Raw genomic sequence first — 21,838 nt, 5'->3', positions numbered from 1 at the left:
ACGCCCCGGCCTTATAGGCGAATACTGAAAGGAATTTCCTCATGATCACGCAGTCTCTCGAAGACGGCGTCAGGACTTTGCGTCTTGATCGTCCGGAAAAGAAGAACGCCTTGACCGGCCAGATGTACACGGATCTGGCGGAAGCGCTGGAAACCGGAAACACGGACGACAATGTGCGCTGCCACCTCATTTGCGGCCAGCCGGAAGCCTTCACGTCCGGCAATGACATCGGTGATTTCCTTCAATTCGCCGGCAAGATGCAGATGTCGGAAACGCCGGTTTACCGCTTTCTGTGCGCGCTTGTTGGGAACAAGAAGCCATTAGTCGCCTCCATCGACGGGATTGCAGTTGGTGTTGGCGCAACGCTCCTCATGCATTGCGACATGGTGTTTGCCAGCCCGCGCACCGTCATCCGCACCCCGTTCATCGACCTGGGTCTCGTCCCAGAGGCTGGGTCGAGCCTGCTCGGTCCGAAAATCATGGGCCATGCCCGCGCATTTGAAATGCTGTGCCTCGGCCGTCCATTCAGCGCCGAACGGGCCTGTCAGGCCGGTCTCATCAATGAAGTCGTCTCTGAGAATGTCGATGATGTGGCTTTGGCCTGCGCCCGGGAAATTGCTGCAAAACCGCCGGAAGCAATGGCGCTTTCCCGCCAGTTCCTTTGGCAGGAAAGCCAGGACCTCAGCGACCGGGTCGATGAGGAAGCCAAGGTGTTCTCCTCCCGCTTGACGTCGCCGGAGGCCATCTCCGCGTTCCAGGCCTTCATGACCAAGAAGTCGAAATCCTGAACAGCCACACAGTAGCTTCCTTGAAGGAGAACACCATGTCCTTGAACGGCAAAACACTCTTCATCACCGGCGCTTCGCGCGGGATCGGTAAAGCCATTGCATTGCGTGCTGCGCGGGAAGGCGCGAATGTCGCCGTTGCTGCCAAGACCGCAGAACCGCATCCGAAACTGGAGGGCACGATTTTTTCAGCTGCCGAGGAAATCGAAGCGGCTGGCGGCAAGGCCCTGCCGATCGTGCTCGATGTTCGCGATGATGAAGCGGTTCAAGCAGCCATCGACAAGACGGCGGATCACTTTGGCGGTTTGGACATCCTCGTCAACAACGCCAGCGCGATCCAACTGACACCGCTGCAGCAGACGGACATGAAGAAGTTTGATCTGATGCACCAGATCAACACGAGGGGCACGATGGCCTGCGCGAAACACGCCATCGCGCATTTGAAGAAATCAGAAAACCCGCACATCCTGATGCTGTCCCCGCCGCTGGATATGCATGAAAAGTGGTTTGCGCCGTTCACGCCCTACTCGATCGCCAAATACGGCATGAGCCTTGTTGTTCTGGGCCTTGCCGGTGAACTGCGCTCCAAGGGAATTGCGGTGAATGCGCTTTGGCCGCGCACCACGATCGCGACAGCGGCGATCAAGAACATCATCGGCGGCGACAAGATGATGCAAACAAGCCGGACGCCGGACATCCTTGCAGATGCTGCCTATGAAATCTTCACGACACCGTCGAAGGAATTGACCGGTCAGTTCCTGATAGACGACACCTTCCTTCAGAGCCGCGGCGTAACCGACTTTGATCAGTACCGTGTGGATCCAACCCAGTCGCTCACCCCGGATTTCTTTGTCCCGGACGACAGCCCGGCCCCGGCCAGCATGAAACCTGCTACCACCTGAGAAATTTACCAAGGCGGGCTTGCATTTTCAGGCCCGTCCCGGCAATGTCCGCGAGCCGATGAGGGCGGCACCCGGATCCGCGGACAGCGAAAGCACCCTGACACATACAATTGATGCCGGTTTTTCACCTGCGCCCGACACAAGCGGATCGTCCGGGCACGCTAACAGGAGAAAAGCCTTGTCTTCCAAGACGCTTACCTCACTCGATCACTTCCGCAAGGATGCCAGACGCCTCAAGAAGGCGATTGCCAGTGGCGACCGCTTAGCTCTTGCGCGCGCGCATAAATTTGTTTCTGCCGATAAGCCGCTCAAGCACGCCGATTGCCTCCATGTAATCGCGCGTGAAGCCGGACACACCAGCTGGCCACAACTGAAGTTTGCCGTCGAAAGTGCTGCCATGACCCGTGCGGAACGGGCGGAGCGGTTGAAAACGGCACTCTTTGCCGGTCAGCATTGGGTCACCAATAAGCTGCTGGATGATGATCCTGGGCTCAAAGACGACAACCTCGGCCTGCAAATCGCACTCTACGACCTAACCTCGGTGCGCGAAGCGGTCGAGGCCGATCCCAAGCGAGCGCTCGACCCGATTGGTGTTCGATCCCCCCTACTTCATCTCGCCTTTTCGAAAGAAATACACCGATCTCCCTCGAAACATGCGGACATGCTCGCCCTGGCAGAGCTCCTTCTGTCCCATGGCGCAGATGTCAATGACGGCTTTCCCGCGGATGCAAACACTGATCACAAACTCTCAGCGCTGTACGGCGCGTTGTGCCACGCCGACAATTACGAACTTGGAGAATTACTGCTCCGCCATGGCGCAGATCCGAATGACAATGAAAGCCTTTATCATGCCACGGAGCTCGCCCACGCTCGCGCCCTGAAGCTGCTTCTAGAATACGGTGCCAAACCGGATGGCACCAACGCTCTACCGCGTGCGCTTGATTTCAATGACCTCGACAAAGTTCGCATGCTGCTGGAGGCCGGAGCCGATCCGAACCTGCTTGAAGACAATCACCCGAGCGGACAACCGGTGAATACCATCCCTGCGCTACACCAGGCAGCGCGCCGTGGATGTTCCGGAGAGGTTGTTTCGCTGCTTGTGTCGTCTGGGGCGGCCCTCGATGCCCGATGGCAGGGCCATTCTGCCTATGCGCTTGCTAGGATCCACGGCCATACAGAAGCGGCAAGCGCGCTGTCGGACCTTGGGTGCGACACACGTCTCACCCCGGATGAGCAGGCTCTCGCGGCGTGTGCCACTGGCGAGGCTTCTGCAAAGAGGCTCAATCTAAAGGCGCTGACTGATGAAGACAGACGGCTGTTGGTGAGGCTTGCCTCAGAACCCGGACGTCTTCCGCAAATCAAGGCTCTCGTTGCCGCCGGGCTGGACCCGAATGCCACCGATGAGATGGGTTTATCGCCCCTTCATGCAGCTGGCTGGCTTGGGCTACCAGAGGAAACTGCATATTTCCTGAGTCTGAAGCCGGATCTTTCCAAAAAGAACGGCTTCGGAGGTGACGCGCTCGACACGGTACTTCACGGCGCAGAGTTCGCACCGGAAAAACCTGGAGCTGACCATATCAAATGCGCGCGGCTTTTGCTGGAAAACGGCAGTCGGATCTATCCCGACTTCATCAAGGGATGTGGTGACGAGGACATGGCTGCCTTTCTAGAGACCTGGATCAGCGCCTATCCGGAGAGCCTTGCCCAACGGGTCTGATCCGACAAAAAGCGAGATTTGCCACAGGCTTACTTGCTTGTGGCAAATCATTCCGCTACGACATTTTGACAAGTAGGGTGACACGTCAGCTATCGGGGAGACCGTCGATGAACGGCACAATGGAACAGGTAACCGTCTACATGCCTCTGGTGATCAATGCGGCAAAAGCACTGATCGTTCTGATCATTGGCTGGCTGCTTGCCGGTGCCCTGTCGAGCTTCGTCCGAAAGCGGATCGTCTCTCACGAACGGATCGACGATACGATCGGCGGCTTCGCGGCCTCGATCGTCCGCTGGCTTGTCCTTCTCGTAACATTCATTGCGGTTCTGCAGCTGTTTGGCATTCAGGCGACCAGTTTGGTAGCCGTCCTCGGCGCCGGTACCCTTGCGATCGGCCTTGCCCTGCAGGGCACCTTGAGTGACATCGCGGCCGGAGTGATGCTCATCATCTTCCGCCCCTACAAGATCGGACAACATGTGTCCATCGGCGGGACCTCCGGAACGGTGAAGGACCTCAACATCTTCGTCACAGAGTTGGTGACCCCGGACAATGTTCAGATCATCATGCCCAACGGCCAGGCATGGGGCACGGTCATCACCAATTTTTCAGCGCACCAGACTCGCCGGCTCGACCTGACTTTCGGCATCGACTACGGCGATGACGCGGACAAGGCGATCCAGATCATTCTCGACACCGCCACTGCGGATGCGCGCGTCCACAAAGACCCTGAGCCCTGGGTGCGTGTTACAAATCTCGGTGACAGCTCCGTGGATCTAGGTGTGCGGCTTTGGTGCGACGCGGGCGACTATTGGGAACTGAAATTCCACATGCTGAAGTCTGTGAAAGAGGCTTTCGACGCGGGCGGAATTTCCATTCCCTACCCGCACCAGGTGGAAATTCAGAAAGCCGGATAGACCGGCCTGGAATAAGCTGCCGGAATTGAGATGGCTCATTGACAGATCTGAAGACCACGGATCTGATGGCGGACAACTATAAATTCATACCTTATGGAAACGCCCGCCGTGTCAACACTCCTACTGCATCACCCGACCTACCTGGATCATTTGACCCCGGTGGGTCATCCGGAGCGCCCGGATCGCATTCGTGCCATTGACCGTATTCTGGAACATGAAAAGTTTCAGTCGGTTGAGCGCGATCTCGCACCCGTTGGCGCGCTGGAGGATATCGCACGGGCTCATCCGATGGCGTATATCGACCAACTTCACCGGCTGTCCCCGGACGAGGGTGTCGCGCGTGTCGATGCAGACACGACCATGTCGCCCGGCACCTGGGAAGCGGCGCTGCGCGGTGTGGGCGGAGCCTGCCGGGCGGTTGACGAAGTCCTGACAAAGAAAGTCAACAACGCCTTTTCTGCCTCCCGCCCCCCTGGGCACCATGCGGAAAAAGACCGGGCGATGGGCTTTTGCTTCTTCAACAACGCAGCCGTTGCAGCCCGGTACGCTCAGGAGAAATACGGGATAGACCGGGTCGCGATCATCGATTTCGATGTGCATCACGGCAACGGCACCCAGGATATTTTCTGGGATGATGCAAACGTGATGTATTGTTCGACGCACCAGATGCCCCTCTATCCTGGTTCCGGCGATGCCTCGGAAACCGGGGAGGCCAACACGATCGTCAATGTCCCGCTGCCGCCGGGCGAAAATGGCGCGGGCTTCAAGGAGGCGTTCGAAGTTGTTCTGCTTCCTCGGCTCGATGGCTTCGCACCGGAATTGGTCATAATATCAGCCGGGTTCGATGCCCATGCGCGTGACCCGCTCGGCGGCCTGAATCTCGTGGAGGCTGACTTTGCCTGGGCTACGCGGGCCCTGATGGACGTGGCAGACAAACACAGTGACGGCCGCGTGGTCTCGGTTCTGGAAGGCGGCTATGACCTTGAAGGCCTCGCCCGCTCAACCGCTGCTCATGTCATGACGTTGATGACCGGCTGAAGTCTAACACCAAGAATTCTCCAGTTGGCGGTGGACGGTATCGCCTATCCACCCGCGGCCTCTTGACCTTTGGCGCAGGTCTCGCAAATGTGCCGGTCTGTAGGGAATTCATTCAGGAAAATCGCATGTCTGATGCTGCCAAGGAAATTGCCGATCTGTCTTTCGAAGACGCGCTCAAGCAGCTTGAGACAATCGTGCGCGAACTCGAGCAGGGAAACGTTCCGCTGGAGCGCAGCATCGAAATGTACGAGCGCGGCGATGCATTGCGCCAGCATTGCGATACATTGCTGAAGGCGGCTGAGGCCAAAGTTGAAAAAATCCAGCTTGGGCAAAATGGCGAACCAACTGGCACGACCGAGCTTGACCCGCAAAACGGCTAGACTGCTCAGCCGGTAGCGCCAGCAATGGCTCATGCAGCCAAATAACCTCCGACAAACGTAACCCGAACCGTTTGCGAGGGCTGGTCTCTGCAAAGAACCAATCTCAGGAGCACCGAGATTGACGCACCCACAGGTAGAGAAAGCTCAAATCATCTACCAAAACTTATAAATCAATTGCAGAACGTTATTGCCTGAACCTTTACTTTATTTCTGGCAAATTGACGATCTCATTAATTTTTTCAGATCCCTGACTATTTTGCAGTGTTATCCTTGCGCTCATCTTGTAATATTTAAGGACATCTATCGAGCGACCGGAAATGCCCAATTTAAGCAAAGACGCTGAACTGGACCTTTTGGAAGACGCCTTAGGCAATATTACGACCCATACGGACTGGCTGCCTTTCCTAGACAAAGTCAGTGGGGTCTTTGAAAGCAAAGCCTGCGCGGCAGAATATCTCAACGACGGATTTGCAACAGGCCGGTTTACGGGTCCGGCGCACGCAGAAGCCTTCAGAGACTTTTTGAATTCTGCTTCCTACCACGCCGGAGTATCAGCGTTTAAGTATTTGCTTGAGTTGGCGGAACCGGATGCTGTGTACCGTATTCACCAAGGTCACATTTCAAAGCTCGATGCTGCTGCCACATCTCTTGTGAATGGAAATGAACTCTCGTCCCAATCGGCGATAATCATCATTACACGGGATAGCACAGGCTTGACCGTGATATTCGGCCTGCTCTTTGATGACGCATCGTCGGTGGAAACGACTTCGGCAGAAACCGTTCTTGCCTTCTCCAAAATCGCCAAGATCCTGAAGACCTGCTTTGGTGCACTCACAAACATCGACATGCTTAAAACGCAAAGCCGCATTCAGCGGGCCTTTGCGAACCATTGCGCGGTTCCTTCTGTTCTCATCAACAAACAACGTCTCGTTATAGCAGAGCATGAAAACGGGCTATCAGCTCTGGCAGATCTGGACGTCGGTCATATGGCCGGGGAGAAACTGCAGATCCGGAACAGGGAGATGGAGATGCTTCTGTCAGAGATATCGTCAGCTCCCACCTCTGCAAAAGACCCGCATCAAACAGGTTACATAAAAGATGCCAGGTCAGACAGCTCTCTTTCCCGGTCCGGTTTTTGTCTTCGTGACCGGTCGGGAAACTTAAACCGGGTCACGATCGAGGCAGTATCGGGAGACACACATGACCCTTGGGTTCTTATCCGCGTTTGCCAGCCAGCCAACATACCTGAAGCCATTGAGACCATCCTGCAGGAGGAACTCGGCCTCTCACAGTCTGAAGCGCACCTTGCCCGGTCTTTGGCGGAAACCGGTTCCGTTTCTGCGACCACCGATTTGCTAAACATTACCCGGAACACCATGAAAACTCATTTGCGCCGGATATTCGACAAGACAGCAGTGCGCACACAACTGGAGTTGGTGCAATTGGTGTATCGGCTATCCGGTCTGGTGTGACAAAAGAGCCCAAGGATAGGCAATGAGCCGGCAAATATTTTAAAGAATAACCGCGTCTAAAAAGTCAAAAAACTGGGGTCGCGCAATTACGACCCCAAGTTGATCACTGTGCACGTGGCCCCATCGACCACACTTAAAGGTTTAATACATATTAATAATGTATGCATCACCCAAATGGGTGACATTGCATGGATTTCGACGAAAATTTAGCGCTATAAGTGCATAAATTCCCGCATACACCCGTTATCTCAATGCATGTTCACCAAGGTGTCACATTTCAAGGTGTGCCCCCCTGATCGTACAGCGTTTGCGCCATACATAAGGTTGGTGTATGGCTGCCCGCCATGTTTTCTATTCCGGAGCATTCCCCAGCGTGACTGCAGATTCAAAAACGCCCTTGCTCGATAAGGTGTCCTCTCCGGCCGATTTGCGCCAGCTCGATGAAACCGAGCTCGGCCAACTGGCCGACGAGTTGCGCACCGAAACCATTGATACGGTTTCCATAACCGGAGGGCATTTGGGCGCCGGTCTGGGTGTCGTAGAGCTAACGGTCGCGCTGCATTATGTCTTCAACACGCCGGACGACAGGATCATTTGGGACGTTGGACACCAAAGCTATCCGCACAAGATTCTTACCGAACGTCGGGACAGAATTCGGACCCTGCGCCAACCAGGGGGCCTGTCGGGTTTCACCAAGCGCTCTGAAAGCATCTATGACCCCTTCGGAACGGCGCATTCGTCGACATCCATTTCGGCCGGCCTTGGCATGGCAGCGGCTCGTGATCTGAAGGATGGCGACAACAACGTCATCGCAGTGATCGGTGACGGAGCAATGTCCGCAGGCATGGCTTACGAGGCGATGAACAACGCGGGGCACCTCGGCTCCCGGCTTGTGGTTATCCTGAACGACAATGACATGTCGATCGCCCCGCCGGTGGGCGCAATGTCTGCCTACCTCGCCAAGCTAGTCTCAGGCCCGACTTACCAGTCGCTGCGCGGTGCCGCGAAGAACATCGTCAAGAATTTCCCGAAGCAGCTGGCTGAAAAAGCGGCTCGGGCGGAAGAGTATGCTCGAGGCTTCTGGACCGGCGGCACCTTGTTTGAAGAGCTGGGTTTTTATTACGTCGGCCCGGTCGACGGGCATAACCTTGAGCATCTCCTGCCGATCCTGAAAAACGTCCGCGATACGCACAATGGTCCAGTCCTGATCCATGCTGTCACCCAGAAGGGCAAGGGCTACGCGCCGGCAGAAGGCGCGAAAGACAAGTATCACGGCGTTGCCAAGTTCGACGTGGTCACGGGAAAACAGTCCAAACCGAAGGCCAATGCGCCGAGCTACACTAATGTGTTCGCAACTTCGCTGATCAAGGAAGCTGAAGACGATGAAAAGGTGGTCGCCATCACAGCGGCCATGCCCGACGGCACCGGCCTGAACCTCTTCGGCGAAGCCTTCCCGGAGCGCACCTATGATGTCGGCATTGCCGAACAGCATGCAGTCACCTTTGCGGCTGGAATGGCGACCGAAGGCTACAAGCCGTTTGCCGCGATCTATTCGACGTTCCTGCAGCGCGCCTATGATCAAGTGATACATGACGTCGCTCTCCAGGGACTGCCCGTTCGGTTTCCGATCGACCGTGCAGGTCTCGTCGGCGCTGATGGGGCCACCCATGCCGGTGCGTTTGATACCGCGTATCTTTCTTGCCTGCCGGGATTTGTGGTGATGGCGGCCTCTGACGAAGCCGAACTCCGGCACATGGTGGCAACAGCTGTTGCCTATGATGAGGGCCCGATCTCCTTCCGCTATCCACGCGGCGAAGGTGTTGGGCTAGAGATGCCGGAACGCGGCACTGTTCTGGAAATCGGCAAAGGCATTGTCCGCCGCGAAGGCACCAAGGTGGCGCTTCTCTCCTTCGGCGGACGGATGGCCGAATGCTTGAAAGCCGCTGATGAATTGGATGCCGCCGGTCTTTCCACAACTGTTGCAGATGCCCGGTTTGCCAAACCGCTCGACATGGATCTCATCCGGCGACTTGCGCGCGAACACGAAGTGCTTGTGACAATCGAAGAAGGATCCATCGGCGGTTTCGGCAGCCATGTCCTGAGCGCACTGGCTCAAGAAGGCGCGCTGGATGCCGGCCTTAAGATCCGCACCTTGACCCTTCCGGACACGTATCAGGACCATGACAAACCGGCATCCATGTACGCGTCTGCCGGTCTCGATAAGGACGGTATTCTCAAAACAGTCTTTGCAGCGCTTGGCACCGAATTCATGAGCGGATCTCAGCGCGCATAAGCCTTGTGCCAGGGCTCGGCGAATTTGAGCCACGCCGCGCCGGAAAATGCGGATTGACAGGCCGGGCGCAGGAAGATTATGGCTGGAGAAATATAAAAAACCGCGCCGGCATCTTGCCGGCGCTTTTGTTTTTCGCCCGATTTGAACGTTCCGGACGCTGAACGAAACGCTCAGGAGGCTGCCATGGCACAGACGCTACTCTCGGTTTCCGCACTCTTGTTGTCGGTTGCTCTGCTCATTTTTGGCCACGGCCTGCAGACAACGCTGCTGCCGCTCGCTGCGGACCGATTCTATTTCTCAGATTTCGAGATTGGTGCGATCTCGTCCGCTTACTTTGTGGGAATGGTCATCGGATGCTTCGGCGCTCCGCTCTTGATTATGCGGGCTGGCCATATCCGGGCCTTCGCCGCGCTCGTTTCCATGATGTCAGCGGCTGCCATCCTCCATCCCGTCGTCGTGGATCCGGTCTTCTGGGTCGTGATCCGTATCGTCTCGGGTTTTTGTCTCGCCGGTTTTTACATGATCGTCGAGAGCTGGCTGAACGAGAGCGCCACCAACGAAAACCGCGGCACGATCATGTCCGTTTACATCGTGATCCTATTCGGCGCGCTGATGCTTGGCCAGGTGTCCATCGCAACGATGAGCATTGCGTCTTTCATTCCGTTCGTGATTGCCTCAGTCACGGTCAGCCTGGCGGTCATGCCGGTCTCGTTGACGACCTCTGCACAACCTGCGCCGATCACACTTGTCCGGTTCCGACCGGTTCAGCTCTACAAGAACTCACCGGCTGCCTTTGTCGGGGTGTTTTTCATCGGCATTTCTCAAGGCGCACTTTTGACGCTGACGCCGCTCTATGGATCTCAGATCGGATTGAGCACCAACCAGTCCGCGTTCTATGCGGCCGCGATCATCGGTGGCGGTCTGATTGCCCAATGGCCGGTCGGCCGTTTGTCCGACCGGATGGACCGGCGTCTCGTGATAATCATTCTGGGACTTGCGACCGCGGCGGCCTCGACAGCGATCGTTGTCTTCTCACCGAACGCGTTCCTGATTGCTGCCGGCACGGCTGTTCTCGTCGGCATGTTCTCGCAGCCGCTCTACGCGATTGCCGTGGCGCACGCGTTTGACCACGCAGCGCAGGAAGACTTCGTTGAAACCTCATCCGGCATGCTTCTGTCCTTTGGGATCGGCTCGATCGTCGGACCTCTGGTCGCCTCAGTCTTGATGGGCCAGATGGGCCCGTCCGGTCTCTACGTGATGGTGATCGCGTTCAATGTCTTAATGGCCGCATTCATCTTCACCCGCGTCCTGACCCGCGAAGCGCTGACAGCCGAAGAAAAGACAGACTTCGAGTACGCTGCAACGGCGCAGGTCGGCACCGTTATTTCGACCGAAGAGCTGAACGCCGAAGACGAAGAGTATGTCATCCCGCCGGAAGAGTTCCCGGCTTATGAAGATGACATCTACAACTTCGATACCGAAGCTTCTGGCGATCCGGAAAAAGACGAGACCGAGGTTGGTTCCGCCGATGATACAAGTGGCACTGACACATCACTCAAGGACGGTGCCCCAGAAGGCAAGCCTTCCGAGACTTTGTCAGAGGCACCAGCAAAGCCGGCAGACAAAACCTGACGTGTTGGAGGCCTTTTGAGCGGACAATCGAACTTCTGCGCTGTTTCGCCGCTCGACAGAAGTCCGCAATCAGCTTATAGCCGCCCCATGGAATGGCGCATGAGCACACTCAGGATCTTGCGGCAAGAGCGGACACCACTGGTGGCGCTCACTGGGCTTGCGTTTGCCGTCCGGCTGATCCTGATCACACTCGGCACTGCCCTCGCACCCACCGGCTCGATTGCTGGTGACGGGCTTGCGAGCCTCTGCCTCACAACAGATCTTGACCCTTCCACCCAAGGTGCGCATGACCCGATCACCTGCACCTGCGCAACGAGCTGTCCGCATGGCTGTGCAGCTGGCCCGTGCCTTGCTCCGGCGCAGATTGAGCGCTTGTCGGCCAATGATCCGATAGGCCTCAACACGCCCCACCACGCGCAACGCGCACCTCATCTTTCCATCGGCAAAAGCGGGCCAATCCGTGCACCGCCTGTTCTTCGTGTCTGACCCGAACCAAACCTACAGAACACGAGGAATTCACAAATGAAACTCTGGACTTCCGTTGCAGCCGCAGCTGCACTTTCGCTCGTCTCTATGACAGCCATAGCAGCCGATTATTCTGCCGGCTCTCTTGAGCTGTCGAACGCCTGGACCCGGGCAACACCTCCGAAAGCCAAGGCAGGCGGTGGCTTTATCGAAATCGTGAACACAGGAACAGAGGCTGATCGCCTTGTCGCGGCCAGCTCCGATGTCTCCAAGAAAGTCGAGTTGCATGAAATGGCCGTCACCGACGGCGTGATGAAAATGCGCGAGATGGAAAACGGCATTGAGATCCCGGCTGGCGAAACTGTGTCCTTGAAGCCGGGCGGCTTGCACATCATGTTCATGGGGCTGAACCAGTCGTTTGAAGAGGGCACGTCCGTTCCAGTCGTTTTGACGTTCGAAAAAGCTGGTGATGTCGCCGTCGAACTGCCGGTCGCCAAGATGGGCGCGAAAGCCATGGACCACGGCAAAATGGATCACAGTGGCCATGACCACAGTAGCGATGATCACAGTGGTCACGACCACAGCAAGACCAACTAACACCAAAGGACCCAGGGAGAGCCAACCATGTCAGGTTTGAAACTCTTCCGGTACGTGGCTTGGGCGGCAGTTGCCGTCCTTGCCTGCGTGGCCGGCGCGCTTGTCTATCTGCAAACCACTTCCAGCAACAATTCCGGGGCCTTGATCGAGCCACTGGCTGCCATTGGTGGCCCGTTCGAACTGGTCAGTGGCAACGGCGAAACCGTGACCGACCAGACGCTGGCCGGAAAACCGACAGTCATGTTCTTCGGTTTCACTTATTGCCCGGACGTGTGCCCCACCACCTTGTCGGAACTGCAGGGCTGGATCGAAGCTCTGGGCCCGGATGCAGACAAACTCAACTACGCCTTTGTCAGCGTTGATCCGGAGCGGGATACTCCAGACGTTATGCGCGATTATGTCGGTGCATTCGATGACCGCATCCTGGCCCTGACCGGGTCCCGCGAGAACATCGATTCAATGCTGAAGGCCTATCGGGTCTATGCAAAGCGGGTTCCGCTTGACGACGGCGACTATACGATGGACCATTCCGCGGCCGTCTATCTGATGAATGCAGACAACAAGTTCGTCGGCACCATTGCTTATGGCGAAGTGGAAGAAACAGCACTGGCCAAACTCAAGCGGCTGATCGAAAATGCCCCGGCGTCCTCCTGACGAATTGCGACAGGATTGCGTCGGATAGTTTGGTTGAAAGGATAAGGGCGGAATGCAAACGTCGCTTTATTTCGGACTGGCGCTTGGCGCGACAAGCCTTGTCGCGTTGTCCGCAATGCTGTGGCTCTACGCAGGCGAGCGGGTCTATGTCGACCGTCTCATCTCCGCAATTGCCGGGTGTTTTTGACAACCCACCGCCCCCTTCCTTTCTGATTAGCCCGTTCTGATGTCCAAACAGCGTCTTGATCAGCACCTTGTCGACACCGGTCACTTTCCCTCCCGAGCCCGTGCCCGGGATGCGATCTTGCGCGGCACGGTTTCGGTGAACGGCGCGGTCTGTGGCAAACCAGCTCAAAAAGTCGCCGCAGATGTTGTTATTGCCGTGGAAGATCCGGCGGCAGCCTACGTCTCCCGCGCCGCGCTGAAACTGATCGAAGGATTGCGCGCCTTTGATGTTTCGGCGGTAGACAAGATTTGCCTTGATATCGGCGCGTCGACCGGCGGCTTCACACAGGTTCTGCTGCAAAACGGGGCAACAAAAGTCCATGCCATAGACGTCGGGCATGACCAACTGCACGACAGCGTGCGCAGCGATCCCAGAGTTTTGGCACAAGACGGATTGAATGCGCGCGAGCTGACCCTTGAGCACCTCACCGGCGATCAGCCGGAATTGCTGGTCTCCGATGTCAGCTTCATTTCTCTGAAACTCGCTCTCCCTCCTGCCCTCGACCTTGCATCCCCGGGGGCGGACGGCATCTTTCTGGTGAAGCCGCAATTCGAGGCCGGTAAGGACAACATCGGCAAAGGCGGACTGGTGGACCCGGAGATTGCCGAGACAACAGCCAAACACCTACAAAACTGGCTTGGGACCGTGCCGGGCTGGACCGCCGGGGACTTGATACCCTCTCCGGTCAAAGGCGGCGACGGCAACGCCGAATGGCTGCTTTACGGGAAGAAAGCGGCCTAAAGCCGACCTATTGCTTGCCCCGACCTGCGTTCGCCTGTATCGCTCGGCCATGACTGAGACGCGACTAGAAATCACCGAGCTGGGCCATCGGGGAGATGGCATTGCTATCACCGATACCGGGCCTGTTTATGTGGCCGGAGGCCTGCCAGGCGAGACTGTTGAGGCCAAGGTCCAGAATGGGCGGGCGCAGAACCCAGCCTATCTGACCCAATCGCCAGACCGTATTGAGCCGGTGTGCCGGCACTACGCGGCCTGTGGCGGCTGCTCGGTGCAGCACCTGGCCGAAGCGCCCTATCTGTCGTGGAAACGGAGCCTTGTCGAAAAGGCGCTCAAAACCCAGGGCATAGACGCTGACGTGACGCAGACCATCGCAGCGACCCAAGGTGGCCGGCGACGGGCGGTCTTTACGGCGACCCGGGCCGGGCGGGCTGTTCTTCTCGGCTATCATGAAAAAGCCAGCCACAAGCTGGTCGATATCTCTGAATGCCCGGTGCTCGACCCAAGCATCACCAGCGCACTCAAGGGCCTGAAATCCCTGGCCGCTGATCTGGTGCCGAAGAAGGGCGAACTCCGGATAACCGTGCTCAGCACCACCTCCGGTCTGGATGTCGCCTTTGAAAAGGCCGACAAGGCTTATGACCGCAAGATCCCGGCGTTGAGCCAGAAGACCGTGGAGCTGGATCTGGCGCGCCTCAGTGTGAACGGCGAAATCCTTCTGGAAGTGCGCCCGCCCTTGCTCGACATGGGCGGCACCGGCCTCGTCCCGCCACCGGGCGGCTTTACGCAGGCAACGCATGCCGCTGAAGAGGCGCTCTCAGAACTTGTTGCCGCAGGTGTTGGCAAGGCCAAGACCGTGGCCGATCTGTTTTCCGGTGTCGGCACCTTTGCACTCAGGCTTGCCCGCGCAGCCAACGTCCATGCGGTTGAGGGCGACCCGGCCGCGATTGCCGCGCTCGACCGGTCCTTGCGCAAGCCGCAGGGCTTGAAGAAGGTGACCTTCGAAAAGCGGGATCTTTTCCGCCGCCCGCTGGTGCCGGAAGAGCTGGATCCATTTGCCGCTGTTGTTTTCGACCCGCCGCGTGCCGGCGCTCAAGCTCAGGCCGAGATGCTGGCCAAATCGAAAGTGAAGACGATCGTCGCCGTCTCCTGCAATCCGGCAACGCTGGCCCGGGACTTGAGGATCCTGATCGACGGCGGCTATGCGCTTCACTCTGTCACCCCGGTAGACCAGTTCCACTTCTCGCCCCATATTGAGGCGGTGGCAGTTTTAAAACGGGAGTGAACCATGGCTGCGGTGACGGATCAGAATGTGTCTGACAAAGAGGGCTTGCGCCGGTCACCGCCCCCGATTGCCAAAGTTGCCCGCAGGCTCCGCTATGCGGCCCATCAGGGCAGTCGTGTAGCGCTCTACACATTACATTCCGAAGCTATGCGCCGCATGAACCTGCGGCTTCAAAAGGACCTGCCCGAAACGCCGAAAGTCACCCCGGAAGGCCCGGTCCCGAGCCAGCGGCGCATGCTCACCGACATCGTCAGGTTGTTTGCCGAGGACATGAAGGCGGTTGAAGATGGCATCTATCCGATGCCTTCAGACGGCACCCTGAGCCCAAGGGAGCTTTTGCAGACCAGCCAGGCCTTTTTCAAGGATGTGCCCAAAGTGGCGCGGCGGCGGGCCGAAAACACCCATCAGGAAGTCAACCAGGACGGCCCGGCCTTTGCCGATGCGCTTCCACGTTATTATCGCCAGAACTTCCATTTCCAGACAGATGGCTGGCTGTCGGAAGACAGCGCACGGCTTTATGATTTCCAAGTGGATGTCCTGTTTTCCGGGGCAACAGCCGCCATGCGGCGCAAGGCCCTCCTCCCGTTCGCGGAAATCCTGAAACGCAAGGACCAGCGCAAGATCGCCTATGTCGACATTGCGTGCGGCACGGGCGGCCTGCTCCGCCCCGCGCTCAATGCCTTTCCGCGCCTGTCCGGGATCGGACTGGACCTTTCAGAACCGTATCTCAACGTTGCGCGGGACCGGTTCAAAAGTCCGCGCGCCAGATATGTGACCGCGATGGCCGAAGAGCTGCCCTTCGCGGACAACTCGCTCGATGTTGTTTCGTGCGTGTTCCTGTTTCACGAACTGCCCCCGAAAATCCGGCGCCAGGTTTTAAGCGAGGTGGCCCGGGTCCTGAAACCACGCGGTTCGTTTCTATTCGTCGACAGCCTGCAAACCGGCGATGTGCCGGATTACGACGGACTTTTGACGATTTTTCCGCAGCTGTTCCACGAGCCATACTATACCTCTTATTTGAAAGAGGACTTCACGAGCCTGTGCGCGGATGTGGGGCTTGATGAACGCTGGATGCGGCCCGCCTTTGTGTCCCGGGCTGCGGGATTTGTGAAAACCGCCTGACCTTTCAGTATTACTGAAATTTTTCTGCATCTTGTCTTGTGACTGAAAGCCGAAGGGCGTATATCCGGTCTTATGAGATTGGATCATTGGCTCTTGCAAACAGGGGAAAGCCGCAGCGCCTTCGCGCGCCGGGCAAACCTGTCCCCTGCCTCCGTTACCGCCCTGTGCAACGACCCGAATGTCTGGGTGTCGCGCGATATGGCCCGCAAGATCGCCATCGCCACGAATGGCGAAGTCACTCCAAACGACTTTCTCGGACTAGCTACAACCAAGGAGCATCCCGTGTCCCAGGCCCGTGTCGCAGAAGCAATCCGCGCATTCGAACGTGGAGAAATGGTGGTCGTGACCGACGATGACGACCGCGAAAACGAAGGCGATCTGATTGTCGCCGCCTCCAAGGTCACGCCTGAACAAATGGCGTTCATGGTCCGGCACACATCCGGGATCATCTGCGCGCCGATGACTGTGGCCCATGCGCGGCGGTTGCGCCTCGACCCGATGGTTGCGGAAAACGATGCGCCGCTCGCAACCGCCTTCACCATTTCGGTCGACTACCGCCAGGGCCTGACCACCGGGATCTCGGCTGAAGAGCGTTGCTCAACCGTCCGTGCGCTGGCCAACCCGAATGTTGGCGCAGACGATTTTGTCCGTCCCGGCCACATCTTCCCACTGGTTGCCAAGGAAGGCGGCGTCATGATCCGCTCCGGGCATACGGAAGCCGCTGTCGATCTGTGCCGCCTGGCCGGCCTTGAACAGGTTGGCGTGATCAGTGAACTGGTCAATGACGACGGCACGGTCAAACGCGGAGCGCAGGTTGCCGAATTTGCCGCCGAATATGATCTGAAGATGGTGTCGGTCTCCGACCTGATCGCCTGGCGCCAGCGAACGGAACGCATGGTCGAGCGGGTCAACGAGCAGCCGGTTGAGACAATTGCAGGCCCGGCTTACGCCATGACCTATTCCACGCCCTACGACCCGATGCACCACGTTGCCATCGTTTATGGTGATATTCTGGATGGCCGCAGCGTGCCAGTTCGCCTGCAACTGGAATCCGTGCTGGACGACACGTTCGGGGATGCCCGCCCGCTTGACACCATCATGAGGCATTTCGCCGACCGGGGACGCGGCGTTGTTGTCTATCTGCGCGAGGGATCTGTGGGGGTTGCCCGTCAGTCCACCCGGCCAAGATCGGATTTCGAAGCTGCGGAAACCGAAGACCACAGCTCCGCGCAAGCTAGACAGGAACAATGGCGGGAAGTCGGACTGGGTGCTCAAATTCTGAAAGATCTGGGTGTCAGCTCCATTCGTCTGCTGGCCTCCCGTGAGCGGCACTACGTTGGGCTGGAGGGGTTTGACATCAAGATCGACGAAACAGAGATCCTCGACTTGTGAGGTCAACAGATTGGATAATGCTGCATGAAAGAACAGGTGGTCGACAAGGAAGCCGAGAGCAAGGGATCTGAAAAGCCAGCTCCCGCGCCGTTCACAATCGGCTACGACCGACGGAACAGCGAGGCCATCGTCTATGGCTGTATGCTGCTTGCAGGTCTCTTCGCAGTCGTGAGCATCGTGTCCGGCATGTACCTGTTGCTGTTCGCAGCGCTCGGTCCAGCGGTCATCGCCTATTGGCATTTTCCAATGCTTGAGAAAAAGCGCCCGCAACTGGGCGCGAATGAGGATGGACTTTTTATCGACCGGATCGGCTTTATCGATTGGGGAGCCATCCGGATGATCGATCTGACCCGCACGAGCGTCCGCAGCATCGAGTTGATCAAACTGAACGTGCTTCTAACCCGCCCATTGGAAGATGCCGTCACTCAAGGCCAACACACACCCTTATGGAAGCGGTTCACAATGCGCAACTGGAAGCGCAGCAAACGCGAACACGGCCGGGAGCTGATTTCCGTCAACCTGCACACCCTTGTCGGCGACCCGGACGAAGTTCTGACCCGCATCCGGACGTTCAAGTTTGTCTAAACCTTCGGTCGTTCAGTCTTAGCCGACCTGGCCGCGGTGGCGGATCATGTGGTCGGCCAAAACGCAGGCCATCATGGCCTCGCCTACCGGAACGGCGCGGATGCCGACGCACGGATCGTGGCGGCCTTTGGTCATCACATCGACTTCTTCGCCCTGACGTGTAATGGACTTGCGTTCTGTCAGGATCGACGATGTCGGTTTGACCGCAAAGCGCACCACCAGCGGATCACCGTTGGAGATCCCGCCGAGCACCCCGCCGGCATTGTTCGTTAGGAACACCGGCCGGCCGACATCATCCACGCGGATTTCATCGGCGTTTTCTTCACCGGTTAAGGTCGCGGACTCAAAGCCGTTGCCGACTTCAACGCCCTTTACTGCGTTGATGGACATCATCGCTGCGGTCAGGTCCGTATCCAGTTTGCCGTAGATAGGCGCGCCCCAACCAGCAGGGACACCTTCCGCCACGATTTCAATCACCGCGCCGACGGAGGATCCCGCCTTGCGCACCCCGTCCAAATACTCCGCCCACTGGGCAGCGGCTGCTGGGTCGGGACAGAAAAACGGGTTGTTGTTGACTTCCGCCCAGTCCCAATTGCCGCGATCAAGTTTATGCGGCCCAACCTGAACCAGAGCGCCGCGGATCGTGACACCCTGCAGAACCTTCCGCGCAACGGCACCAGCTGCGACACGCATTGCCGTTTCACGGGCAGAGGATCGCCCACCGCCGCGATAGTCGCGAATACCGTATTTCGCATCATAGGTGAAATCGGCGTGGCCCGGGCGGAACCGATCCTTGATTTCCGAGTAATCCTTGGACCGTTGATCCGTGTTCTCAACCATCAACGAAATCGGTGTGCCAGTTGTTTTCTGCACGCCGTCTTCATCAACCATGACGCCGGACAGTATCTTTACTTCATCAGGTTCACGCCGCTGGGTCGTGTACTTGGATTGGCCGGGCTTACGCTTTTCCATGAAGCCCTGAATGTCGGCTTCGGTCAGCGGAACGAGCGGCGGACAGCCATCAACAACACAGCCGATTGCAGGTCCGTGGCTTTCCCCCCAAGTGGTGACCCGAAACATGTGACCGAAACTGTTGTGCGACATCCGTGGCTTTCCCAAAAAGCAGCGTGAACCAAGACTGCGAGCGATAAGCCATCCGCCCTTGAAGCTCAAGCCCATGAGGCGTTGGAGCGGTCTTCTATTTCGACGCATGTCAAAATGACAGAAAACAAGAAAATCGCTGATTGATCAAAAACAGATCACCTATACGTGTGAAACGGCGATAGACCCGTTTTTATAAAACCGGATTTGCCAATCGTTAAACACCAATCTTTATCGTGCCTTCCCAAGTTGAGGTCAGCGGGATTCTATCGTGCGCATTCGTGGTTGGCTAACAGGTCTGATCATTTTCTTGCTGGCGCCCAGCCTGCTCTTTGCCTCGCTTTGGTTTTACGGGAATTTCGAAAGTGTCCGCGCGATTGACCGCAGTTTGAAGGGCGTTGGCCTGCTTCAAGCGCTGGGACCACTGACGGAGGAAAAGTCGCGTGGCATCCCTTCACTTGAGATCCCAGACGACTACCGCAACCAGCTTATACGCTTCGGTGGCCCCGATTATGCGGACTATCTGGACACCCAACTGACAGAGTTTGCGACGGAAGAAGATGTCTCCAAATCGCTGAGACATGCCAGAAGTCTGGCACTTTCGATCGCAGCCCTTGCCAAGATCTCATCATCCAGTCCGTACGAGACAACAAAACTCCCTCATTTGCTGACTGAAATTCTGCCCTCCGTCATTATCGAAACGTCGAAAATGCGCGAGAATGCCGAACTCCTGTCGGCAAAGGACACCATCAACGTCTGGGACAAGATGATGGTTCCGGTTCAGGGCGGGCAATTCAAGGTGGCCGCCGATGGCGCGGCACGTGACACCGTATTGCTGTTCACCGATCTCGTAGGCCCGGCAGCAGATGACCTGCGTCTCATGGCTAGACAGTACCGCGAGGCGAACGTTGCCTTTCAGACCCAAGGAGCCAAGTTTCTGACGTCGACGATACAGGCCGAAACAGGTACCGATATCGTCGCAGAACCCGTAATCACTGCGGAGCCTTTGCTGATCGAAGCCACATACACTCTGTGGCAAGAAACCCTGGATTACTTGCGCGCTGCATTGATCGAAGAAAAGCAGGACACACTTCAGGCAGTCTCCTTAGCCGGCGCTGTTGCGACGGCTGTGATCTTCATCGCCTTTGGGATCGGTGCTGTTCTTGTTAGGGCACTGGCAGACCGGACGCAAAAGGAGTTTGAAAAGCTCGGGTTCCACGATCCATTGACAGGCCTGCCGAACCGCCGAGCTCTTCTGGAAGCACTCCGAACCGTCCGCCCGTCCAGCTCAAATGGCACATCTGGGCTTGTCGTGTTCGACATCCGCCAGTTCCGCAAGATCAATCATCGTTTTGGGGACGAATCTGGCGACATGATCTTGCGGGCCATTGCGAGTGACCTCACGGCGATCGCAGGCCCAAAAGACTTCCTATGCCGGACAGGCGGCAGTGAGTTCGCCCTACTCCGCAGGGACGCCAACAGCATCGCAGCCTTTGAATCGTTCGCCCGGAAAGTCTTGAAAAAGATATGCTCGGTCAAAGTCGTGGAAGGCCAGGAAACGGTAATCGATGCGAACGCCGGGGTTTCCTTTCACAAAGCAAACACGGCACTCAGCGAAAACATCCTGACGGATGCAACACTTGCCTTGCGCGCGGCCAAACAAAAGGGATCCAAAGAGCTCGAAGTATTCTCGCCAATGATGCGCGCGATTTTTGAGAGCAATGCGGAAACCGCGAAGGAAGTCCTATCGGCCCTGGAACATGGCAACATTGTTCCCTGGTACCAGCCGCAGGTGGACATCCACACTGGACAGATCATCGGCGCGGAAGCCCTCGCCCGCTGGATAGATGGAGATCAGGTCCGCTTTCCAGGCGCCTTCCTGCCCGCCGCAGAAGATGCCGGATATATGGAACTTATCGAAACAGCGGTTCGCGAGAACGTACTGTCGTTGGCAACGACGCTCGAAACCCGGGACATGCATGGCATTCATCTCGGACTGAACGTGTCAGCAAGCTTTCTGGAACAGGAAAATGTGGCTGAAGAGATCTACGCCAAGATCGTCAGCCTCGGTCTCAAGCCTTCCAACTTCAACCTCGAAATCCTTGAAGCTGTCATGATCGACGAGATCGCAGCCATGCCGGTCAAAGCCAACATTGCGCGCCTGTCAGAACTTGGCTTTTTCATTGAACTCGATGATTTCGGCACCGGCCATTCCAGCATTTCAAGTCTACGGGACCTCAAGGTGGATCGCGTGAAGATCGACCGCAGCTTTGTCACCGGAGTTGACACCAATCCGGGTCTGCAGAAATTCACAAGCGCCTTGATCAATCTCGCCAAGAGCCTCGACATCAGCGTTTTGGCGGAAGGCGTTGAAACCGAGGGCGAACGGCTCTGGTTGCAACAAAATGGCTGCGATTACATCCAGGGCTTTTTGGTCTCAAAGGCCGTACCGGCAGATCAAATCCTGAATATGATCCAGCGGCAGTCGGTCCTGAATGCGGACGGCAAGATGTACGCCGTAACCGCGTGAGCCTCTGACT

General features: G+C 57.3%; 20 protein-coding genes. 19 read left to right on the top strand and 1 reads right to left on the bottom strand.

Going from position 1 to position 21,838, the window contains the following annotated elements; all coding sequences use genetic code 11:
* Window positions 1-41: 41 nt before the first annotated feature.
* The 18 genes from RBB44_RS04325 to RBB44_RS04240 all read left to right on the top strand — a co-directional run bounded on the left by RBB44_RS04325 (window position 42) and on the right by RBB44_RS04240 (window position 18,197).
* Window positions 42-788, top strand: coding sequence for a crotonase/enoyl-CoA hydratase family protein (locus RBB44_RS04325; protein ID WP_306149542.1), 747 nt, complete (start codon window positions 42-44; stop codon window positions 786-788).
* Between the two features lie 35 nt (window positions 789-823).
* A complete protein-coding gene (locus RBB44_RS04320) occupies window positions 824-1,687 on the top strand; it encodes an NAD(P)-dependent oxidoreductase (protein WP_306149543.1) in 864 nt (287 codons plus the stop codon).
* 178 nt (window positions 1,688-1,865) lie between these two features.
* A complete protein-coding gene (locus RBB44_RS04315) occupies window positions 1,866-3,404 on the top strand; it encodes an ankyrin repeat domain-containing protein (protein ID WP_306149544.1) in 1,539 nt (512 codons plus the stop codon).
* A gap of 107 nt (window positions 3,405-3,511) precedes the next feature.
* A complete protein-coding gene (locus RBB44_RS04310; protein WP_306149545.1) occupies window positions 3,512-4,318 on the top strand; it encodes a mechanosensitive ion channel family protein in 807 nt (268 codons plus the stop codon).
* A gap of 108 nt (window positions 4,319-4,426) precedes the next feature.
* Window positions 4,427-5,356 carry a histone deacetylase family protein gene (locus tag RBB44_RS04305; protein WP_306149546.1) on the top strand — a complete coding sequence of 310 codons (930 nt, stop codon included), beginning with the start codon at window positions 4,427-4,429 and terminating at the stop codon, window positions 5,354-5,356.
* Window positions 5,357-5,481: 125 nt separating this feature from the next.
* Window positions 5,482-5,736: an exodeoxyribonuclease VII small subunit gene (locus tag RBB44_RS04300; RefSeq protein WP_306149547.1), complete on the top strand. Its 255-nt coding sequence runs from the start codon at window positions 5,482-5,484 to the stop codon at window positions 5,734-5,736.
* A 317-nt stretch (window positions 5,737-6,053) separates the two neighbouring features.
* Window positions 6,054-7,208, top strand: a complete 1,155-nt coding sequence (locus tag RBB44_RS04295) for a hypothetical protein (protein ID WP_306149548.1) — start codon at window positions 6,054-6,056, stop codon at window positions 7,206-7,208.
* Window positions 7,209-7,539: 331 nt separating this feature from the next.
* The gene (gene dxs / locus RBB44_RS04290) at window positions 7,540-9,501 is read left to right on the top strand and encodes a 1-deoxy-D-xylulose-5-phosphate synthase (RefSeq protein ID WP_306149549.1); all 1,962 of its coding nucleotides are present in this window, start codon (window positions 7,540-7,542) and stop codon (window positions 9,499-9,501) included.
* Between the two features lie 183 nt (window positions 9,502-9,684).
* Window positions 9,685-11,133, top strand: coding sequence for an MFS transporter (locus RBB44_RS04285; protein ID WP_306149550.1), 1,449 nt, complete (start codon window positions 9,685-9,687; stop codon window positions 11,131-11,133).
* 99 nt (window positions 11,134-11,232) lie between these two features.
* Complete coding sequence (locus tag RBB44_RS04280) at window positions 11,233-11,619, top strand: hypothetical protein (protein ID WP_306149551.1); 387 nt, start codon at window positions 11,233-11,235, stop codon at window positions 11,617-11,619.
* Window positions 11,620-11,655: 36 nt separating this feature from the next.
* Window positions 11,656-12,195: a copper chaperone PCu(A)C gene (locus tag RBB44_RS04275; RefSeq protein ID WP_306149552.1), complete on the top strand. Its 540-nt coding sequence runs from the start codon at window positions 11,656-11,658 to the stop codon at window positions 12,193-12,195.
* 27 nt (window positions 12,196-12,222) lie between these two features.
* Window positions 12,223-12,849: an SCO family protein gene (locus RBB44_RS04270; RefSeq protein ID WP_286189729.1), complete on the top strand. Its 627-nt coding sequence runs from the start codon at window positions 12,223-12,225 to the stop codon at window positions 12,847-12,849.
* 52 nt (window positions 12,850-12,901) lie between these two features.
* Window positions 12,902-13,036: a hypothetical protein gene (locus tag RBB44_RS04265; RefSeq protein ID WP_286189728.1), complete on the top strand. Its 135-nt coding sequence runs from the start codon at window positions 12,902-12,904 to the stop codon at window positions 13,034-13,036.
* A gap of 39 nt (window positions 13,037-13,075) precedes the next feature.
* Complete coding sequence (locus RBB44_RS04260; protein ID WP_306149553.1) at window positions 13,076-13,816, top strand: TlyA family RNA methyltransferase; 741 nt, start codon at window positions 13,076-13,078, stop codon at window positions 13,814-13,816.
* A 49-nt stretch (window positions 13,817-13,865) separates the two neighbouring features.
* Complete coding sequence (locus tag RBB44_RS04255) at window positions 13,866-15,098, top strand: class I SAM-dependent RNA methyltransferase (protein ID WP_306149554.1); 1,233 nt, start codon at window positions 13,866-13,868, stop codon at window positions 15,096-15,098.
* 3 nt (window positions 15,099-15,101) lie between these two features.
* A complete protein-coding gene (locus RBB44_RS04250; RefSeq protein WP_306149555.1) occupies window positions 15,102-16,220 on the top strand; it encodes a class I SAM-dependent methyltransferase in 1,119 nt (372 codons plus the stop codon).
* Between the two features lie 72 nt (window positions 16,221-16,292).
* A complete protein-coding gene (gene ribB / locus RBB44_RS04245; RefSeq protein WP_306149556.1) occupies window positions 16,293-17,612 on the top strand; it encodes a 3,4-dihydroxy-2-butanone-4-phosphate synthase in 1,320 nt (439 codons plus the stop codon).
* A gap of 24 nt (window positions 17,613-17,636) precedes the next feature.
* Window positions 17,637-18,197 (top strand): hypothetical protein, encoded by a 561-nt coding sequence (locus RBB44_RS04240; protein ID WP_306149557.1) that lies wholly within the window; start codon window positions 17,637-17,639, stop codon window positions 18,195-18,197.
* 18 nt (window positions 18,198-18,215) lie between these two features.
* On the opposite strand, the gene aroC is transcribed toward RBB44_RS04240, so the two are convergent.
* Window positions 18,216-19,301 carry a chorismate synthase gene (aroC, locus tag RBB44_RS04235; RefSeq protein WP_133948158.1) on the bottom strand — a complete coding sequence of 362 codons (1,086 nt, stop codon included), beginning with the start codon at window positions 19,299-19,301 and terminating at the stop codon, window positions 18,216-18,218.
* A 268-nt stretch (window positions 19,302-19,569) separates the two neighbouring features.
* On the opposite strand from aroC, the gene RBB44_RS04230 reads away from it, so the two are divergent.
* Window positions 19,570-21,828 (top strand): bifunctional diguanylate cyclase/phosphodiesterase, encoded by a 2,259-nt coding sequence (locus RBB44_RS04230; protein ID WP_306149558.1) that lies wholly within the window; start codon window positions 19,570-19,572, stop codon window positions 21,826-21,828.
* The last annotated feature ends 10 nt before the right edge of the window (window positions 21,829-21,838 follow it).

It is taken from the genome of Roseibium sp. MMSF_3247 (assembly GCF_030733765.1).
GTDB lineage: Bacteria > Pseudomonadota > Alphaproteobacteria > Rhizobiales > Stappiaceae > Roseibium.
Note: the sequence above shows the minus strand (reverse complement) of the source record. Positions and strands in the feature narration are given on the sequence as shown.

What these genes read in the sequence shown, in the direction of transcription:
- RBB44_RS04325 (WP_306149542.1), top strand. Translation starts at nt 42, where the DNA reads ATGATCACGCAGTCTCTCGAAGACGGCGTCAGGACTTTGCGTCTTGAT.
- RBB44_RS04320 (WP_306149543.1), top strand. Translation starts at nt 824, where the DNA reads ATGTCCTTGAACGGCAAAACACTCTTCATCACCGGCGCTTCGCGCGGG.
- RBB44_RS04310 (WP_306149545.1), top strand. Translation starts at nt 3,512, where the DNA reads ATGAACGGCACAATGGAACAGGTAACCGTCTACATGCCTCTGGTGATC.
- RBB44_RS04300 (WP_306149547.1), top strand. Translation starts at nt 5,482, where the DNA reads ATGTCTGATGCTGCCAAGGAAATTGCCGATCTGTCTTTCGAAGACGCG.
- RBB44_RS04295 (WP_306149548.1), top strand. Translation starts at nt 6,054, where the DNA reads ATGCCCAATTTAAGCAAAGACGCTGAACTGGACCTTTTGGAAGACGCC.
- dxs (WP_306149549.1), top strand. Translation starts at nt 7,540, where the DNA reads ATGGCTGCCCGCCATGTTTTCTATTCCGGAGCATTCCCCAGCGTGACT.
- RBB44_RS04285 (WP_306149550.1), top strand. Translation starts at nt 9,685, where the DNA reads ATGGCACAGACGCTACTCTCGGTTTCCGCACTCTTGTTGTCGGTTGCT.
- RBB44_RS04280 (WP_306149551.1), top strand. Translation starts at nt 11,233, where the DNA reads ATGAGCACACTCAGGATCTTGCGGCAAGAGCGGACACCACTGGTGGCG.
- RBB44_RS04275 (WP_306149552.1), top strand. Translation starts at nt 11,656, where the DNA reads ATGAAACTCTGGACTTCCGTTGCAGCCGCAGCTGCACTTTCGCTCGTC.
- RBB44_RS04270 (WP_286189729.1), top strand. Translation starts at nt 12,223, where the DNA reads ATGTCAGGTTTGAAACTCTTCCGGTACGTGGCTTGGGCGGCAGTTGCC.
- RBB44_RS04265 (WP_286189728.1), top strand. Translation starts at nt 12,902, where the DNA reads ATGCAAACGTCGCTTTATTTCGGACTGGCGCTTGGCGCGACAAGCCTT.
- RBB44_RS04260 (WP_306149553.1), top strand. Translation starts at nt 13,076, where the DNA reads ATGTCCAAACAGCGTCTTGATCAGCACCTTGTCGACACCGGTCACTTT.
- RBB44_RS04255 (WP_306149554.1), top strand. Translation starts at nt 13,866, where the DNA reads ATGACTGAGACGCGACTAGAAATCACCGAGCTGGGCCATCGGGGAGAT.
- RBB44_RS04250 (WP_306149555.1), top strand. Translation starts at nt 15,102, where the DNA reads ATGGCTGCGGTGACGGATCAGAATGTGTCTGACAAAGAGGGCTTGCGC.
- ribB (WP_306149556.1), top strand. Translation starts at nt 16,293, where the DNA reads ATGAGATTGGATCATTGGCTCTTGCAAACAGGGGAAAGCCGCAGCGCC.
- RBB44_RS04240 (WP_306149557.1), top strand. Translation starts at nt 17,637, where the DNA reads ATGAAAGAACAGGTGGTCGACAAGGAAGCCGAGAGCAAGGGATCTGAA.
- aroC (WP_133948158.1), bottom strand. Translation starts at nt 19,301, where the DNA reads ATGTCGCACAACAGTTTCGGTCACATGTTTCGGGTCACCACTTGGGGG.